We start from the raw sequence: 17,903 nt of genomic DNA, 5'->3' as shown, positions 1-17,903 counted from the left end.
TTATTTACTGCTAAAAACGACCAAAAATTATTAATGGCTAAGAGAAGAACAAGTTCAAAAAAACCCTTAAATTCTTCGGAACAAAAACCGAGTATTTTTGCATATTTTAAAACAAGACAAGCAAAGACAATTTTAGGATCTTTCTTAATTTTATTTTCATTTTTTCTTTGTATTGCTTTTATTTCTTTTTTCTTTAATTGGCAAGAAGATCAAAGCATACTTAAAGAATTTGCAGATAAAACAGTTAGAAGCAAAAATTTACTGGGAAAAATTGGTGCTAATTTAAGTAACTTTTTCATCTACTCTGGAGTTGGAATAGCAGCTTTTATAGTCGCGTTTCAAATACTTTTAACAGGTTGGTATATCCTTTTTAAAAAGAAATTCTCTTCACTAATAATTTCTTGGAACTGGTCTCTTTTGGTAATGATATGGATTTCTATAACGTTAGGTTTTGCATATGACAAGTACGCATTGTTATCTGGTGTTATTGGTTATGAAATTAATGAGTTTTTACAAGCCTTTATAGGTAAAACTGGTTTGGTCATTCTTTTAACCTTCTTTTTTATTGCTTATTTAGTTTTACGTTATAAAGTTACTTTTGACAAGCACATAGAAACCTTAAAATTAAAACGAGAAGAAAGAGAAGCTAGAAAAGCAGAAGAAGAGGTTTTTAATGGAACAACACAAGAAACCGTTACACCAGTAAAAACTGTAGAAAAAACAGAAACGGTACCTTTAAAAACTGATCAGAAAGAAAAATCTGTTGTAGAATTATCTTTAGAAAAAAAACAACCAACAATTTCTAAATATTCTGATGTAACTTCTAAAAAGGAAGAAATTTCTTTAAACACAGAAAAAAATACTGGCCCTGTATTAAAAACTGAAATAGCGAAAGAAGAAGAAAAAGAGGTAGAAATAGATGTAGAGATTGATGTTGCTATTGGAAGAGATGAAGAACACTCTACAGAAAATTTATCCAATCAATTGGTAAAAGATTTTGGTGAGTTTGACCCTACTCTAGAATTAGGAAATTTCAAATTCCCAACATTCAACCTTTTAAAACAATACAATGAATCTATTTCTATAGATCCAGAAGAATTAGAAGCTAATAAAGATAGAATTGTAGACACTTTAAAGAACTACAAAATTGGGATTGCAGAAATAAAAGCAACTGTAGGGCCAACCATTACACTGTATGAAATTGTACCTGAAGCAGGAATTAGAATTTCTAAAATTAAAAATTTAGAAGATGATATTGCACTTTCTTTATCTGCCTTAGGAATTAGAATTATTGCTCCTATCCCTGGTAAAGGAACTATTGGTATAGAAGTACCTAATAAAAAATCGACCATCGTTTCTATGCATTCTGTAATTTCATCAAAGAAATTTCAAGAATCTACTATGGAATTACCTATTGCTTTAGGGAAAACCATTTCTAACGAAACTTTTGTGGTAGATTTAGCTAAAATGCCTCACTTATTAATGGCGGGTGCAACCGGTCAAGGTAAATCTGTTGGATTGAATGCAGTGTTAACATCACTGTTGTATAAAAAACATCCTGCAGAAGTAAAATTTATTTTAGTAGACCCAAAGAAAGTAGAACTTACTTTATTCAATAAAATAGAACGTCATTATTTAGCCAAATTACCAGACGTAGAAGAAGCTATTATTACAGACACGACTAAAGTTGTACATACCTTAAATTCTCTTTGTATAGAGATGGATAATCGTTACGATTTGTTAAAAGCAGCAATGGTTCGTAATATTAAAGAATACAACGCCAAGTTTAAACAACGTAAGTTAAATCCTAATGACGGACATCAATTTTTACCATACATTGTTTTGGTTATTGATGAGTTTGCAGATTTAATTATGACGGCTGGTAAGGAAGTAGAAACTCCTATTGCACGTTTAGCACAGCTTGCTAGAGCAATTGGTATTCATTTAATTGTAGCAACACAAAGACCTTCTGTAAACGTAATTACAGGTATTATTAAGGCAAATTTCCCTGCAAGAATTGCATTTAGAGTAACTTCTAAAATAGATTCTAGAACAATTTTAGATGCCGGTGGAGCAGATCAATTAATTGGTCGTGGAGATTTACTATATACAGCAGGAAACAATCTTAGTAGAATACAATGTGCCTTTGTAGACACGCCAGAAGTAGAAAAAATTACAGATTTTATTGGTTCTCAAAAAGCCTATGCAGAAGCGTATCAATTACCAGAATACGTAGATGATGAAAGTGGCACGAGTCTTGATATAGATATTTCCGATAGAGACAAACTCTTTAAAGATGCCGCAGAAATTATTGTTACGGCGCAACAAGGATCTGCCTCTCTATTGCAAAGGAAATTAAAATTAGGGTATAATAGAGCTGGTAGATTAATAGATCAGTTAGAAGCTGCCGGTATTGTAGGTGGTTTTGAAGGAAGTAAAGCAAGACAAGTGTTAGTTCCAGATTTTATAGCCTTAGAGCAATTATTAGAAAACGAAAAGAACCAATAGTCTCTCGATTACAATCGAGATGATAAGATTTATAATTATGAAAAAAGTAACTATTTTATTTTTAAGTTTATTTTTAACAACGATCACTTTTTCTCAAAATGCAGAAAAAGCAAAATCTCTTTTAGATGAAGTTTCTACTACCATGGGAGCTTATAAAAACATGTCTATTAGCTTTAGTCAAACCTTAAGCAACGAAGACGCAGGTATCATGGAAGGTGATGAACCACCAATTAGAGGAAAAATTGCACTATCCGGAGAAAAATATAGCCTTAATTACTTAGGAAATCAATTTATTTTTGACGGAAAAAAACTGTATGTAATTAATAATGACGAAAAAGAAATTACTGTTACAGATGGTGATATGAGTGGTGATGATGGTTTTATTTACCCTTCTAAATTATTAACTTTTTACAAAGAAGGTTATAATTTTGAAATGGGAAATTTAAAAAACTTAAACGGTAGAAAAATTCAACTAGTTACCTTAAGCCCAATAGATAGCACTTCTGATATTGTAAAAGTAGAATTGGCAATCGATGCAAAAACAAAGCACATTTATAAGTTGATTCAGACAGGTTCTAACGGTTCTAAAACAACCTTTACTATTAATGAATTTAAAAGCAACCAAAACCTGCCGAGTTCGCATTTTTCTTTTGATGAGGCAAAATACAAAAAGCTAAAGTTCTCAATAGATTAATAATTTTCCAATTAACAGAAATTTAGTAGCTTATTTCATCATAAGAAACTACTTTTGCCGAGATGAAAATTTTAGATAGATACATCCTAAAAACCTTTTTAGTTCCTTTTATAGCTACGTTTCTAATCGTGCTTTTTGTTTTGGTGATGCAAGTTTTATGGCAAACCTTCGAAAACATTGCTGGTAAAGGAATTAGCTTGCCTTTTATCTTAAAGTTCTTATACTACTCTACCTTAATTATTACACCACAAGCATTGCCTATTGGAGTCCTTTTGTCTTCCATTATGGCATTGGGTACTTTAGGTGAAAATTACGAGTTTGCAGCAGCAAAATCTGCAGGTATTTCGCTACAGCGTTTGGTAAGACCTTTAGTATTTTTAACACTAATTCTTAGTGGAGTTAACTTCTTGTTTTTAAACAACATTTATCCTTATGCCGTTTTAAAGCAGAAGAATTTATACTTAAATATAAAAAAGAAACAACCAGCACTAGCATTAGTACCTGGAAGTTTTAACAGTGATCTTCCTGGTTTTCAAATTAAATTTGATGAAAAATTTGATGAAGAAGGTAAAGACGGAAAAGAAGTAAGTTTATTAAAAAAAGTATTAATTTACGATTTAACTGCCGGAAAAGGGAACCAAAAAGTAATTACAGCAGAAAGTGGTAAGATTATCTCGGAAGAAGGAAGTAGATATATGACTTTTATTCTCTACGATGGTTACTACTATCAAGAACACGTAAAAACGGCTAAAACAAATTTACAAAGGAAAAAGATGGCAGCTTCTAATGCCACCTTTAAAGAGTACGAGTTTAACATAGATATTTCTTCCGTTACCGGAGACGATGATCTAAGTAAAACAGACCATACCAAAAACTTTATGATGCTTAGTTTAAATCAATTAAGCGACACCATACCAGATTTAAAAGCAAGCTATGATGAAGCTTTATTGCTAAAATCTAAGAACTTATATTCCACTGTAGTTGCAAGAGACTTATACCAGTACCCAGATTCATTAAAAACAGAAAACATAGATATTGACGTCCTAGAAAACTTTGACTTACAATCTAAAATTAATATTCTAAACTCTGCCACTACAAAAACAGAACGTACGTTAAGCTCTATAAAAAATGGTCAAACTTCCATTAAATACAAAAGAAAAAATCTAAATTTTTTCGACACAGAGTATTATAACAGAATTTCATTTTCGTTATCTTGTTTAATTCTCTTTTTTATAGGTGCACCATTAGGCTCAATTATTAGAAAAGGTGGTTTTGGTTTGCCTATGATATTAGCTATTGCCATTTACGTAACCTACTTCTTTAGCAATACGTTTGGTAAAAATTTAGCAGAAGAAAGTAAGGTCACCTCCTTTTTAGGTTCTTGGTCATCTGCTTTTATTATGGTTCCAATTGGTATTATTTTAACAAGAAGAGCTACACGAGACAAAGGGATTTTTAATATGGATGCTATTACGCAACCTATTATCAATTTTTTTAAAAAAATATTTACAAAAAAAGAAGCATAAGATATTATGACTGTTCAAAACACTAAAAAAAGTACAGAGTTAAATTCAATTTCAGCAGCAATTGAAGACATAAGAAACGGTAAAATTATTATTGTTGTAGATGATGAAAATAGAGAAAATGAAGGAGATTTTTTAGCTGCAGCAGAGAAAGTGACGCCAGAAATGATTAATTTCATGGCAACACATGGTAGAGGATTAATATGTGCTCCTTTAACAGAAAAACGTTGTAAAGAACTAGACTTACACGTTATGGTGAATAACAACACAGACCCAATGGAAACGGCTTTTACGGTTTCTGTAGACTTACGTGGTAAAGGAGTTACAACTGGTATTTCTGCCGGAGATAGAGCTTTAACTATAAAAGCATTGGTAGATAAAGACACCAAGTCTTTTGATTTAGCAAGACCTGGTCATATTTTTCCATTAATTGCTAAAGAAGGTGGTGTTTTAAGAAGAACAGGCCATACAGAAGCGGCTATAGATTTTGCTCGTTTGGCAGGTTTACAGCCAGCTGGTGTTATTGTAGAAATCATGAACGAGGATGGTACCATGGCACGTTTACCTCAATTGTTAGAAGTTGCTAAAAAGTTTGATATTAAAATTGTTTCTATAGAAGATTTAGTAGCTTACAGAATGGAGCACGATTCTTTAATTGAAATAAAAGAAGATTTTAATTTACAAACTAGATTTGGCGATTTTAGATTAAGAGCATATCAACAAACTACCAATAACCAAGTTCATATTGCATTAACAAAAGGTTCTTGGTCTAAAGACGAAGCAATCTTAACGAGAGTAAATTCTACTTTAGTAAATAATGATATTTTAGGAACCTTAACCAATAATGCCGACAAGAAACTAGACCAAATGTTTCAGGTGATTAATGATGAAGGAAAAGGAGCTATTATATTTGTAAATCAACAAAATCAATCTCAAAACTTATTGAGTAGATTGGCTACTCTAAAAGAGAATCAAAAAAACGGAAATATTAAAGCTCCAGAAATTAAAATGGACAATAAAGATTTCGGAATTGGTGCTCAAATTTTACACGATTTAAACATCCGTCAATTAAAACTAATTACAAATACACAACAAACAAAACGTGTTGGTATGATTGGTTATGGTTTAGAAATTGTAGATTATGTAGGGTACTAATCCTTTACCCCTATTTTATAAATCAACATTTTTTAATATTTTTTTTTTGAAATCAAATATCCTCTAGGCGCAACCTAGAGGATATTTGATTTCCATTAGAATAAGTTAAGTGTTAATTAAAGTTAATAAAACATACTACTTAGTATTTTTTATTAACTTTGATTTATGTTACAGAAACAAAAGTCGGAATTTACAAAACAATTAATTCTCGATGAATCCTTTAAATTATTTTATAAAGACGGTTTTAAAACAACTAGTGTCGATAAAATAATGGTAAAAACTCAACTTACCAAAGGTGCTTTCTATCATCATTACAAAAATAAAAAAGAATTAGGTCTTGCTGTTATCAAACTTAAAATTCAAAAAAGAGTTTATGAAGGAATGATCTCTCCACTCTACAACCCTGGCAATGCCATAGATATTTTAAAACAGACTTTTTTAGACAGAATTAAATCTTTCCCTTTAGATGAAAAGCAATCTGGCTGTCCAATGAATAACTTTATAAATGAAGTTGGAGACTCTGAAAAAATCTATCAAATTGCTTTAAAGAATATTGTTGAAGAATGGAAATCTGCATTGATACATTTAATTGAAAGAGGAAAAAAAGAAAATAGTATTCTACAATCCATTTCTAGTGAGGCTACAGCTATATATTTAATTAGTGCTTTTGAAGGCATTAGAGGAATACGAAAGCTATATGACAACGATGATATTCTTGACCAATATACGTTTGGTTTATCAGCTTATATCAATCAAATTAAAGTCTGATTTATTTTCATAAAAAAACACCACATAGTATCTTTTAATTAATAATTAATAAAAAATTAAAAAAATGAAACTAAAAAATAAAGTAGCTATTATAACAGGTTCCTCTAAAGGAATCGGGAAAGAGATGGCAATATTATTCGCAGAAAATAAGGCTAAAGTAATTGTAAATTACTCCAGCAGTGAAACTGAAGCGAATGAGACCGTAAAAACGATCATCGCCAACGGCGGAGAAGCAATAGCAATAAAAGCAGATGTTAGTATCAGAAAAGAAGTAACACATCTATTTGATAAAACCATTGAGGTCTACGGCAAAATAGATGTGTTAGTTAACAATGCAGGTGTTATGAAATCTAAGAAATTAAAAGACATTACCGAACAAGATTTCGATACCCATTTTAACATAAATGTAAAAGGCTTGTATAATACTTTACAAGAAGCAGAAAGTAAACTTGCTGATAATGGTAATATCATTAACATCTCTTCTAGCACCGTAAAATTAATGTTACCAACCTACGCTATTTACTCTGCTACAAAAGCTGCGGTAGAACAAATATCACGTGTTTTTTCTAAAGAAATCGGTAGAGGAATTTCTGTAAACGCATTAGCTCCTGGCCCAACTGAAACAGAATTATTTTTAGAAGGAAAATCAACAGAATTTATAGAACAATTAAGTTCTATGAATGCTTTTAACAGATTAGCAAAACCTATAGATATTGCTAGAGTCGCATTATTTTTAGCAAGCGAAGATTCTAAATGGGTTTCTGGTCAAGTTATTGGTGCAAACGGCGCTATGGTATAAACAATTAAAAATTAATTAATCCCCCGCTTTTTAATTCAATTGGCTGCTTATTTTGTTCAAACAAACGAGCAGTCAATTTACCTCTTAAAAAAACAGATTCATCTACCACTTCTAACCAACTTCCTTCACGTAATCCCAAAACAGCAGCTTCGTTAAAAACATGAAATTCTTTGATACGCGTTTCTCTCGTTTCTCCCATGTGAGTAGAACCTTCTATAGGATCTAAATAATGTGCATTTATATTAAAAGGGATACAACCTAAAGTTGTAAAACTTGGTGGATACACAATTGGCATATCATTGGTGTTCTTCATATTTAGACCACAAATATTACTTCCGGCACTTGTGCCTAAATAAGGTGTACCATTATCTAACACTTGCTTTAACGTTGATAATACATCATTTTTGTACAATTGATTCACCAACTCAAAGGTGTTTCCTCCTCCTGTAAAAATACCTTCAGAATCCTGAATTGCTTCCTTAGCATTTTCAAATTCGTGAATACCTTTTACATCAATATTAATAATAGAAAAAGCATTTTTTGCTATTGTAGTATAATCGTCATAACTAATTCCGCTTGGTCTTGCATACGGAATAAATAGTAATTGTTTTACTCCGTTAAAATGTGTTTTTAGAGTAGGTAATAAATATTCTAAATAGCTACTTCCGTGTACTGTTGATGTACTTGCAATAATCATTTTTTTCATAGTCCAAAAATAAGAATTTAACTATTCATTTTAACACAAGTTTACAATTCTCTTAATAGAGTTTTAAGACACGTATTTCTTTACTTTGTATTAATGTCAAAAGCAATTACTTTTCTTGCCTTTTTTATAAGTTTTCTATCCTTAGAAGCTCAAGAAAAAAGAACGAACCTAACTGGTAAAACTGTCTTAGATAGTTTGACTATTCCAGATGTTCATATCATTAACCAGAATACAAGTAGTGGTACGATTACCAATACCAATGGTTTTTTTGAAATACCAGTTAAAGTAGGTGATACTTTATATTACTCTCATTTAAAATATATAGACAAGCATATTGTTATTACAGACAAAATGCTTTCAACTAAAAAAATAAGCATTCCATTAGAAGAAGAAACGGTTGTTTTAAAAGAAATGGTACTAGAGAAACAACGTAGTATTTTTTACCAAGATCCAGAAATACTTCCTAATAATGGTATCGTCGTAGACGCAAAAGCCTTAAATTTACCTTATGCTAATGTAAAAGCAAAGGAAGATAAATCTATCGTAAAATTTCAATCTGGAGCTTCTGTTAATTTAGACAATTTAATAAATATATTAAACGGAAATGCAAAAAGGGAAAAACAACTAAAGGAGATGGCTTTAGAAGATACTGAACTTAAAAAGGTAAGAGACTATTTTACGGATGACTTTTTTATTACAGACTTAAAAATTGAAAAAATCTATATCAATCAGTTTTTAAATGACTGTATTGATAAAAATATAATTCGCGTATTTAAGAGAGAAAACAAATTAGATGTGCTAAACTTATTAATGAGGGAAAGCAAACTATTTCCTAAACGAGTAGTTGAGGAAGAACTATATTTAACAAACCAATAATAACCCTATTGAATGGAAAAAAAACTACTTACTATTTTTTTATTTGTTATAACACTCCCCTCTTTGTCTCAAAATAATGGGACGTTAATTTCTAGTAGAATTTTAGATTCTCTTGGCATTGTAAAAAACGCCAATATTATCAATCTAAATACCAATCAAGGTACATTTTCTTCGGATGCTGGGCGTTTTCAAATCTATGCTAAAAAAGGAGATACTTTAAGAATTTCATCCATCCAACACATCACCCAAAGGATAAAGATTACTCAGCAAATTATAGAAAATAAAGCGCTTATTGTTATACTAAAACCAAATACCTATGTTTTGGATGCATTCGAATTAAAAAGACATGACTTAATCGGTAGATTGGCGGTAGATGTTAAGAGTATACCTACTGAAGAAAAATACGCTTTATTAAAAAGTAATATGGATTTTTCTAATGTAGACTTCTCGTTGAAAGACCATAGAATTGATGCAAATGACAGAGCAAAATCTAAAGTAGTAAATACGGTTGCTAATTCTTATTCAGGAATTGATGCAGCAGGACTGATAGGTGGACTTTTTTCTTCTAAAAAATTCGAAAAATCAAGATTACTTGATGAAAAGTTAGATCGTAAGAGAGCATTGGGAAACAAAATATTACTAGAACTTGGTGAAGATTTCTTCTTTGAAAAATTAAAAATCCCTAAGGAGAAGTATCATCATTTTTTAGATTATTGTGATTATTTAGATCTCGATAAAATATATAACGAAAATAAAGTTTTAAAACTTATAGAAATATTTCAGAAAGAAAGTATCCCGTATTTAGAAATCATAAAAGAAGAATAAAACAGGCGTGCATGGAAAAAAAACTACTTCAATTTTTATTGTTTTTTGTAACATGCACCTCTTTATCCCAAGAAAGGCAAACCTTAATTTCCGGTAAAGTTGTAGACTCTTTAGGTACTGTCAAGAATGTAAACATCATTAACCTAAAGACTAATAAAGGTACTTTTTCTTCGGATGATGGCGTGTTTAGAATCTATGCTAAAGAAGGAGATTCTTTACAAATTTCGTCTGTGCAGCACATTACCAGAAAACTTAGAATAAGCAAAGAGATTATCAACAATAAATTTATGACCACTAGATTGGGAACAAATACGTTTGTTTTAGATGAATTTGAATTAAAAAAACATCATTTAATAGGAAGATTAGGTGTCGATATAAAAGACGTACCAACAGATAGAAAAGATTCTTTGTTACAAAAAACCTTAGATTTTTCTAAAGTAGATTTTAAACTCGTAGACACAAGAATTGATGCTAACATAAGAATGAAACCTCCAATTGTTAACACAGTTGCAAATTCATTTGGCGGTGCCGGCGGCAGCGCTTCAATTCCTTTTAAATTTAAAGATTTACTATTACGTAAAGAGTTGAATCGTAAAAAAGCTGTTCCAGATAAAATACTCATAGAACTTGGTGAACCATTTTTCTTTGAAGAATTAAAAATCCCGAAAGACAATTACTTTCATTTTCTGGAATACTGCAATCCTTTAGGTATAGAAGGTCTTCACAAAGAAGGTAATGTTTTAGAACTTATTAAAATATTTCAGAAAGAAAGTGTGCCTTATTTACAAATCATAAATAAGGAGTAATTTTTTTCTATGCTTGTAAAACTACTTCAACTTTATGTATTCATTTTAGCTTCTAATTCTTTAGCGCAACAAATACTGATTAATGGAAAAGTAGTAGATTCTTTAGGCATCATTAAAAATGCAAATATTATAAACCTAAAAACAAACCAAGGTACTTTTTCTTCGGATGACGGTACTTTTAGAATTTATGTTTCGCAAGGAGACTCTTTACGTATTTCATCGATACAGTACGTTACAGAAACCTTTTATGCAACGAAACAAAATATCAACAATAAGAAAATCATTATAAAACTAAAACCCACTACTTATGTTTTAGATGAATTTGAACTAAAAAAACACAATTTAACAGGACGATTAGGAATTGATTTAAAGGAAGTGCCCACAAATAAAAGAGACTCTTTATTAAGAAATGTTATGGATTTTTCTAACGTAAATTTAAAACGAGCTGAAGAAGATGATTATATAGACAAAAGAGTAAGACCACAAAAAGTAGAAACAGACCCTACACAAAGGTTTGGAGGTGTTGGTACTAAAATAACAATACCTTTTAAGAACAAAGAAAGCATATTACGTAAAGAATTGAATCGTAAAAAAGCAGTTCCCGATAAAATATTATCAGAACTTGGTGAACAATTTTTCTTCCAAGAATTAAAGATACCCAAAGACAATTATTTTCATTTTCTAGATTACTGTAACTCAATGGGCATCGAAAAACTTTATAATGAAGGTGAAATTTTAGAACTCATCAAAATATTTCAGAAAGAAAGTGTTCCCTATTTACAAATCATAAAAAAAGAGTAATTTGCCAAAATAATTGATTTTAAAATCACCATGACAACAAAAAAAACTATTTTACTTTTATTTATAATTCCGCTTCTCTCCTTCTCTACTCACAAATATTATCTGAGCCTTACTCAAATTGAATATAGAAGTGAATTGCAAGCTGTTCAGATAACAATTAATGTTTTTATGGACGATATTGAACTCGCCCTAAACAAAGACTATAATATTGACTTACAACTAACCACAAAGAAAGAATTAAAAGACAACGATGTTTATTTTATAAAATATTTAAACAAAAAATTACACTTAAAGGTTGATGGTGTATCTAGAGACTTTAATTACATCGGTAAAGAATATGATGGTGATTTAGTTTACTTTTATCTAGAAATAGAAGATGTTAAGGAACTCAAAAACATAGAAGTCACCAATAAAATATTGACAAATCACTTTCCAAAACAAGAAAATTTAATCAAATCTAAAGTTGGCAAAAAGCACAAAAGTCTTCTGCTAAATGCTAAAAATGATAAAGGTTTGTTAAAATTTTAACTCTTTTTAACTTTTTCTCCTACTTATCCTTAATTTGTAGGCAAATTAAACTCAGGCATACATGAAAAAAATTACACTACTCTTATTGAGCGTTTTTTTTGTTGGGACCGCTACATTCTCCCAAGAAAAAATAACAAAACAAGGTCATACCAACCAGAACAAGTTTAAACAACTTAAAGATGAATTAGCAACTCCAAATAGTCAAAGAACTGCTTCTGGTGCTCCAGGTGTAAATTACACGCAGCAAAAGGTAGATTATGTAATGGACATTGTTTTAGATGATGAAAATGAAAAAATAATAGGTAACGAGACCATTACATATCATAATAACTCTAAAGATGAATTGGAGTATTTATGGGTACAACTAGATCAAAATGTAAGAGCTAAGGATTCTAAGTCACCAGATATTCAGCCTAATAAAATCTCAAAAAGTATTACTAAAAGTACATTTGAAAGTACTTATAATTCAGAACCTTTTGATGGTGGATTTAAAGTTACGAGTGTTACCAATACAGATGGCAGCAATTTATCGCACACCATTAACCAAACGATGATGCGCATTAACTTAGTAAAACCTTTGGCTTCTGGAGAAACTTTTTCTTTTAAAATTGATTGGTGGTACAACATCAATAATCACAGAACTCAAGGTGGTAGATCTGGTTTTGAGCATTTTACAGAAAATGACAATAACAATTATGTAATTGCGCAGTTTTACCCAAGATTGTGCGTGTATGATAATGTAGAAGGTTGGCAAAATGGTCAATTTTGGGGAAGAAGTGAATTTGCTTTAGAATTTGGAGATTTTACAGTAAATATTACCACTCCTAAAGATCACATGTTAGGAGCAACTGGAGTTTTACAGAATGAAAGTGATGTTTTTACAAAAACAGAATTAAAAAGATTTGCTAAGGCTAAACAAACATTTGACAAGCCTATTGTAATTCGTACTCAGAAGGAAGCTACTAAAATAGAAAAGAGTAAATCTAAAGAAACAAAAACTTGGAAATTTGTTGCCAAAAACGTTCGTGATTATGCTTTTGCTAGTTCAAGGAAATTTATTTGGGACGCAATGGCAGTAGATATTAACGGTAAAACGGTAATGGCACATTCTTTATATTCTAAAGAAGCAAATCCTTTATACGGAGACCATTCTACGAAAGCAGTTGCACAAACATTAAAAACATATTCTAACTATACATTCGATTATCCGTATCACAAAGCAATTTCTGTAGACGGACAAATGGGAATGGAGTATCCACAAATTTGTTTCAATCCGGGGAGACCAGATTTAGCAGACGGTGGTTATTCTGACAGAGTAAAATACAGAATGATAAAAGTAACCATACATGAAGTTGGACATAACTTTTTTCCTATGATTGTAAATTCTGATGAAAGACAATGGACTTGGATGGATGAAGGTTTAAACTCTTACATGGAAATGTTAGCGGAATTAGCATACGATAAAGATTTTCCGATTGTTAGAGGATATCCGAAAAATATTGTAAAATATATGGCTGGAGATCAATCTAAAATTGCACCAATTATGTCTAAAGGAGACCATGTGTATGAATTTGGAAACAATGCATACGGTAAACCTGCAACTGCTTTATGGATTTTAAGAGAAACTATAATGGGACATGAATTATTTGATCATGCTTTTAAAACCTATTCTAAAAGATGGATGTTTAAACACCCAACACCTGCAGATTTCTTTAGAACAATGAAAGATGCTTCTGGTGTAGATTTAGACTGGTTTTGGAGAGGTTGGTTTTACACAACAGATGTTACAGACATTGGTATTAAAGGTGTAAAGAAATTTCATACAAAAGAAAATGAAGATAATGTAGATTTTATTGAAGACACAACTACAGGATTAGCTTTTGGAAATGCTAAAAGTAAAGACTCTAAATTTCATTATGAAATTACTTACAATAAACCAGGCGGATTGGTAATGCCAATTATTGTAGAATTCACCTATAAAGATAGTACTACAGAAAGAAAAGTATATCCTGCACAAATTTGGAGACTTAATGACAAAGAAATAACGAAAGTATTTTCTACGACAAAAGAGGTAACTAAAATTACCATAGATCCAGATTTAGAAACTGCAGATGTAGACACTTCTAACAATAGCTGGCCAAAAGAAACAAACAATAAGTTTGATAAATTTAAAAGCAACATAAAAGGATAACAAAAAGCACTTTAATTAAAGCGATATGGCAGCATATCGCTTTTTTTTATAAAAATTTGTTAAAGTTTTAACTTTTTTTAACAGATATGCTACTATATTATTAGCTTAGCTCACTATTTAATTCAAATAACTCAAATGAAAAAAATTTCTTTATTAGTTTTCTCTTTATTCTTTTTAGTTGCTACAAACTTTGGTCAAGAAAGAAGAAGAAGAGCAGAAACTCAAAAAACAGAGACACAACAAGGGCACACAGACCAAAACAAATTTAGACAACTAAAAGACGTTTTGGCAACTCCTAATGATCAACATGCTGCTTCTGGTGCACCAGGAAGTCAATACACGCAACAAAAAGTTGATTATGTAATGGACATTCGTTTAGAAGAAAGCACTAACAAAATTTATGGAGATGAAACAATTACGTATCACAATAACTCTAAAGATCAATTAGAGTATTTATGGGTACAATTAGATCAAAACATGAGAGCAGATGATTCTAAAACACCTTTGGCTAAATCTACAGGTGCAACTCCTTTTATAACTCCAGAGAATTTCCAAAAAGACTTTATGAATGAAGGGAAAGGTTTTGGATTTAATATTGAAGAAGTAGAAAGTAATGGTAAACCTTTATCACACTTTATCAACAGAACCATGATGCGTATTAATTTACCAAAACCATTGGCTTCTGGAGATACTTTTAAATTTAGTATTAAATGGAATTATAAAATAAACGATATTAATAAAGATGGTGGACGTTCTGGTTTAGAAACTTTCCCTGACGGAAACAACAACTATACTATTGCACAATTCTTTCCAAGATTAGCGGTATATAACAATGTAGAAGGATGGCAAAATATGCAATTCTGGGGTCGTAGTGAATTTGCGTTAGAGTTTGGAGACTATGAAGTAAATATAACAGTACCTGCAGATCATATTGTAGATGCAACTGGTGATTTACAAAATGAAAAAAATGTGTTAACGAAGACACAACGTAATCGTTGGGAAAAAGCAAGAAAAACTTTTGATACCCCAGTAATGATTGTTACACAGGCCGAAGCTGAAGAAGCAGAAAAAGGACGTGCTACCAAAACAAAAACTTGGACATTTAAAGCTGAAAAAGTTAGAGATTTTGCTTTCGCATCTTCTAGAAAATATATTTGGGATGCTATGGCTACCAACATAAATGGGAAAACAGTAATGGCCGTTTCTTTATATCCTAAAGAAGGAAATCCTTTATGGGAAGAGCACTCTACAAGAGCAGTTGCACATACATTAATTGAATATTCTAAATTAACGTTTGACTATCCATATTCTAAAGCAATTTCTGTACACTCAGAAAGACAAGGAATGGAATACCCAATGATTTGTTTCAACTTTGGTCGTCCTAATCCTGATGGAACTTATTCTGATAGAACGAAAAAAGGAATGATTGGAGTAATTGTTCACGAAGTAGGACATAATTTTTTCCCAATGATTGTAAATTCTGATGAAAGACAATGGACTTGGATGGATGAAGGTTTAAACTCTTTTGTAGAAATATTAGCAGAGTTTTCTTATGATTATGAGTTATTTTCAAAAAATCCGGCTAAAGAAATAACAAGATATATGGGCGGAGACCAAAGTAACATCTCTCCTATTATGTCTCAAGGAGATTACGTAAAGCAATTTGGACCAAACGCATATACAAAACCTGCAGCGGCTTTATACATCTTACGTACTACTATTATGGGACCAGAATTATTTGACCACGCATTTAGAACCTATTCGCAAAGATGGATGTTTAAACATCCAACACCTTCTGACTTCTTTAGAACAATGGAAGATGCTTCTGCAATGGATTTAGATTGGTTTTGGAGAGGTTGGTTCTATACTACAGATGTAACTGACATCGGTATTAAAGAAGTAAAACCTTTATACTTAACAGACAAACCTAATGAAAGAGTTGCCAAATTAAAAGAACAATACAAGCAATATTTTGATGGTTTAGGAGAATTAGTTTACATCACAGATAAGAAAGAAGATGCCAATGCAAAAGCAATGGATGCTCACGCAAATGGTAAAGAAGTTCCTTCATATTTATATGCAGTAGAATTTGAAAAACCAGGAGGTTTAGTAATGCCAATTATTGTAGGATTAACCTATGCAGATGGTACTACTGATAAACAAACATTTCCTGCACAGATTTGGATGAAAAATGACACTAGTGCTAAAAGAGTTTTTTCTTCTACTAAAGAAATTACAAATATAACAGTAGATCCAGATTTTGAAACAGCAGATGTAGATACATCTAACAACAGCTGGCCTAAAAAAGAATCTAATGAATTTGATAAATTTAAAAGTAAAGTAAATCAATAAGTAACTTATTACTTATCCTTATATAAAAAGCCTCACATTTGTGGAGCTTTTTTTTTATGATATAACTTTACAAGCAACTTGTTATAGTCAATTTAAAGAATTCTAAAAAATACGATTCTTTTTAATAAATGTTAAAACTCCTATTTCTAATTTAGGATTAAATTAGGATTTATACTAAGGCTATTTTAACTGAATTTTCTAACTTAGCTACTCTAAGAAATAACAATACAAACTAAATATAAAATTTTCATGAAAATCAATAATATATTAGAAGGTATCGGTAACACACCTGTTGTACGATTGGCAAAATTATTCCCAAATGCAAATGTTTGGATGAAACTAGAAAAAGCAAACCCAGGTGGAAGTATTAAGGATAGAATTGCATTGGCAATGATTGAAGATGCTGAAAGCAAGAACCTAATTAATAAAGATACAGAAATTATAGAACCAACCTCTGGTAACACCGGTGTTGGTTTAGCAATGGTAGCTGCTGTAAAGAACTTAAACCTTACTTTAGTGATGCCGGAATCTATGTCTGTTGAAAGACGTGCATTAATGAAAGCTTACGGAGCTAACTTAGTACTTACCCCTAAAGAACTTGGTTTAGGTGGTACTATTGCAAAGGCGCACGAAATGGTTGCAGAAAATAAAAATGCGTGGATGCCATCGCAATTTACAAATCCTGCAAATCCAGAAATACATCATAAAACAACTGCTCAAGAAGTAGTAAACGACTTTCCTGATGGTTTAGATTATTTAATTACTGGTGTTGGAACTGGTGGACATATTACAGGTATGGCAGAAGTTTTAAAAGAAAAATTTCCGAGTATAAAAGTATTGGCAGTAGAACCTACAGGATCTTCTATTATTTCTGGCGGAGAACCAGGACCTCATAAATTACAAGGGATTGGACCAGGATTCTTTCCTGAAACTTTCAATAAAGACATAATTGATGGCGCTGTTAAAATAACCAATGAAGAAGCTTTTGAAGAAGTTAGAAACATTGCAAAAACAGAAGGAATTTTAGTAGGTATTTCTACAGGAGCCTCGTTAGCTGCCGTTAGAAAACAGTTAGCAACCTTAAAAGGTGAAGAAGTTATATTAACCATGAATTATGATACAGGAGAACGTTATCTTTCTGTTGAAGGACTTCTAACGGAATAATAATTTACAAAAAGTATAATCATAGAAAAAGCCTCACAATTTGTGAGGCTTCTTTTTTGTCAATCTGAATTTATTTTAAATTCTTAGACCAATTTTATTATATAGCTAAAACAATTGAAAATCTAAGTGTCTTCCTGAGCTTGTCGAAGGACATTCAGTAACTAAAATAAGTTCAGTATGAAAAGACGAAATACTTTTTAATTAATA

15 protein-coding genes are annotated in these 17,903 nt (G+C 31.1%); 14 read left to right on the top strand and 1 reads right to left on the bottom strand.

Annotated features, from left to right (window positions below; all coding sequences use genetic code 11):
- Nucleotides 1-33 precede the first annotated feature (33 nt).
- The 6 genes from GQS57_RS00675 to GQS57_RS00650 all read left to right on the top strand — a co-directional run bounded on the left by GQS57_RS00675 (nucleotide 34) and on the right by GQS57_RS00650 (nucleotide 7,447).
- Entirely contained in the window at nucleotides 34-2,508 is a 2,475-nt protein-coding gene (locus tag GQS57_RS00675) for a DNA translocase FtsK (RefSeq protein WP_165730235.1), read from the top strand.
- 37 nt (nucleotides 2,509-2,545) lie between these two features.
- Nucleotides 2,546-3,202: an outer membrane lipoprotein carrier protein LolA gene (locus GQS57_RS00670; protein WP_165730233.1), complete on the top strand. Its 657-nt coding sequence runs from the start codon at nucleotides 2,546-2,548 to the stop codon at nucleotides 3,200-3,202.
- A gap of 62 nt (nucleotides 3,203-3,264) precedes the next feature.
- Nucleotides 3,265-4,728: an LptF/LptG family permease gene (locus GQS57_RS00665; protein WP_165730231.1), complete on the top strand. Its 1,464-nt coding sequence runs from the start codon at nucleotides 3,265-3,267 to the stop codon at nucleotides 4,726-4,728.
- Nucleotides 4,729-4,734: 6 nt separating this feature from the next.
- The gene (ribB, locus tag GQS57_RS00660; RefSeq protein ID WP_165730229.1) at nucleotides 4,735-5,880 is read left to right on the top strand and encodes a 3,4-dihydroxy-2-butanone-4-phosphate synthase; all 1,146 of its coding nucleotides are present in this window, start codon (nucleotides 4,735-4,737) and stop codon (nucleotides 5,878-5,880) included.
- Nucleotides 5,881-6,045: 165 nt separating this feature from the next.
- Nucleotides 6,046-6,648, top strand: a complete 603-nt coding sequence (locus GQS57_RS00655) for a TetR/AcrR family transcriptional regulator (RefSeq protein ID WP_165730227.1) — start codon at nucleotides 6,046-6,048, stop codon at nucleotides 6,646-6,648.
- A gap of 64 nt (nucleotides 6,649-6,712) precedes the next feature.
- Nucleotides 6,713-7,447, top strand: coding sequence for an SDR family oxidoreductase (locus GQS57_RS00650; protein WP_165730225.1), 735 nt, complete (start codon nucleotides 6,713-6,715; stop codon nucleotides 7,445-7,447).
- A 4-nt stretch (nucleotides 7,448-7,451) separates the two neighbouring features.
- Here the strand turns inward: GQS57_RS00650 and pepE are convergent, their stop codons facing one another.
- The gene (pepE, locus tag GQS57_RS00645) at nucleotides 7,452-8,153 is read right to left on the bottom strand and encodes a dipeptidase PepE (protein ID WP_165730223.1); all 702 of its coding nucleotides are present in this window, start codon (nucleotides 8,151-8,153) and stop codon (nucleotides 7,452-7,454) included.
- A 93-nt stretch (nucleotides 8,154-8,246) separates the two neighbouring features.
- Between pepE and GQS57_RS00640 the strand changes: the two genes are divergently transcribed.
- From GQS57_RS00640 to cysK, 8 genes are all read left to right on the top strand, one after another.
- Nucleotides 8,247-9,029 (top strand): carboxypeptidase-like regulatory domain-containing protein, encoded by a 783-nt coding sequence (locus GQS57_RS00640; RefSeq protein ID WP_165730221.1) that lies wholly within the window; start codon nucleotides 8,247-8,249, stop codon nucleotides 9,027-9,029.
- A 12-nt stretch (nucleotides 9,030-9,041) separates the two neighbouring features.
- Nucleotides 9,042-9,854: a hypothetical protein gene (locus tag GQS57_RS00635; RefSeq protein WP_165730219.1), complete on the top strand. Its 813-nt coding sequence runs from the start codon at nucleotides 9,042-9,044 to the stop codon at nucleotides 9,852-9,854.
- A gap of 11 nt (nucleotides 9,855-9,865) precedes the next feature.
- Nucleotides 9,866-10,660, top strand: coding sequence for a hypothetical protein (locus GQS57_RS00630; protein WP_165730217.1), 795 nt, complete (start codon nucleotides 9,866-9,868; stop codon nucleotides 10,658-10,660).
- 9 nt (nucleotides 10,661-10,669) lie between these two features.
- Nucleotides 10,670-11,461, top strand: coding sequence for a carboxypeptidase-like regulatory domain-containing protein (locus GQS57_RS00625; RefSeq protein ID WP_165730215.1), 792 nt, complete (start codon nucleotides 10,670-10,672; stop codon nucleotides 11,459-11,461).
- Between the two features lie 30 nt (nucleotides 11,462-11,491).
- Nucleotides 11,492-11,989, top strand: coding sequence for a DUF6702 family protein (locus tag GQS57_RS00620; RefSeq protein WP_165730213.1), 498 nt, complete (start codon nucleotides 11,492-11,494; stop codon nucleotides 11,987-11,989).
- A 61-nt stretch (nucleotides 11,990-12,050) separates the two neighbouring features.
- Nucleotides 12,051-14,180, top strand: a complete 2,130-nt coding sequence (locus GQS57_RS00615) for a M1 family metallopeptidase (RefSeq protein ID WP_165730212.1) — start codon at nucleotides 12,051-12,053, stop codon at nucleotides 14,178-14,180.
- Nucleotides 14,181-14,315: 135 nt separating this feature from the next.
- Nucleotides 14,316-16,532, top strand: a complete 2,217-nt coding sequence (locus tag GQS57_RS00610; protein WP_165730210.1) for a M1 family metallopeptidase — start codon at nucleotides 14,316-14,318, stop codon at nucleotides 16,530-16,532.
- Between the two features lie 249 nt (nucleotides 16,533-16,781).
- A complete protein-coding gene (gene cysK / locus GQS57_RS00605) occupies nucleotides 16,782-17,696 on the top strand; it encodes a cysteine synthase A (protein ID WP_165730208.1) in 915 nt (304 codons plus the stop codon).
- The last annotated feature ends 207 nt before the right edge of the window (nucleotides 17,697-17,903 follow it).

This window comes from Polaribacter sp. 20A6 (assembly GCF_011378915.1).
Lineage (GTDB): Bacteria > Bacteroidota > Bacteroidia > Flavobacteriales > Flavobacteriaceae > Polaribacter > Polaribacter sejongensis.
This window is presented reverse-complemented; position numbering and strand designations above follow the sequence as displayed.

Coding starts and splice junctions, on each gene's coding strand:
- GQS57_RS00615 (WP_165730212.1), top strand. CDS start 12,051: ATGAAAAAAATTACACTACTCTTATTGAGCGTTTTTTTTGTTGGGACC.
- GQS57_RS00650 (WP_165730225.1), top strand. CDS start 6,713: ATGAAACTAAAAAATAAAGTAGCTATTATAACAGGTTCCTCTAAAGGA.
- pepE (WP_165730223.1), bottom strand. CDS start 8,153: ATGAAAAAAATGATTATTGCAAGTACATCAACAGTACACGGAAGTAGC.
- GQS57_RS00655 (WP_165730227.1), top strand. CDS start 6,046: ATGTTACAGAAACAAAAGTCGGAATTTACAAAACAATTAATTCTCGAT.
- GQS57_RS00665 (WP_165730231.1), top strand. CDS start 3,265: ATGAAAATTTTAGATAGATACATCCTAAAAACCTTTTTAGTTCCTTTT.
- GQS57_RS00640 (WP_165730221.1), top strand. CDS start 8,247: ATGTCAAAAGCAATTACTTTTCTTGCCTTTTTTATAAGTTTTCTATCC.
- ribB (WP_165730229.1), top strand. CDS start 4,735: ATGACTGTTCAAAACACTAAAAAAAGTACAGAGTTAAATTCAATTTCA.
- GQS57_RS00610 (WP_165730210.1), top strand. CDS start 14,316: ATGAAAAAAATTTCTTTATTAGTTTTCTCTTTATTCTTTTTAGTTGCT.
- GQS57_RS00635 (WP_165730219.1), top strand. CDS start 9,042: ATGGAAAAAAAACTACTTACTATTTTTTTATTTGTTATAACACTCCCC.
- GQS57_RS00675 (WP_165730235.1), top strand. CDS start 34: ATGGCTAAGAGAAGAACAAGTTCAAAAAAACCCTTAAATTCTTCGGAA.
- cysK (WP_165730208.1), top strand. CDS start 16,782: ATGAAAATCAATAATATATTAGAAGGTATCGGTAACACACCTGTTGTA.
- GQS57_RS00670 (WP_165730233.1), top strand. CDS start 2,546: ATGAAAAAAGTAACTATTTTATTTTTAAGTTTATTTTTAACAACGATC.
- GQS57_RS00625 (WP_165730215.1), top strand. CDS start 10,670: ATGCTTGTAAAACTACTTCAACTTTATGTATTCATTTTAGCTTCTAAT.
- GQS57_RS00620 (WP_165730213.1), top strand. CDS start 11,492: ATGACAACAAAAAAAACTATTTTACTTTTATTTATAATTCCGCTTCTC.
- GQS57_RS00630 (WP_165730217.1), top strand. CDS start 9,866: ATGGAAAAAAAACTACTTCAATTTTTATTGTTTTTTGTAACATGCACC.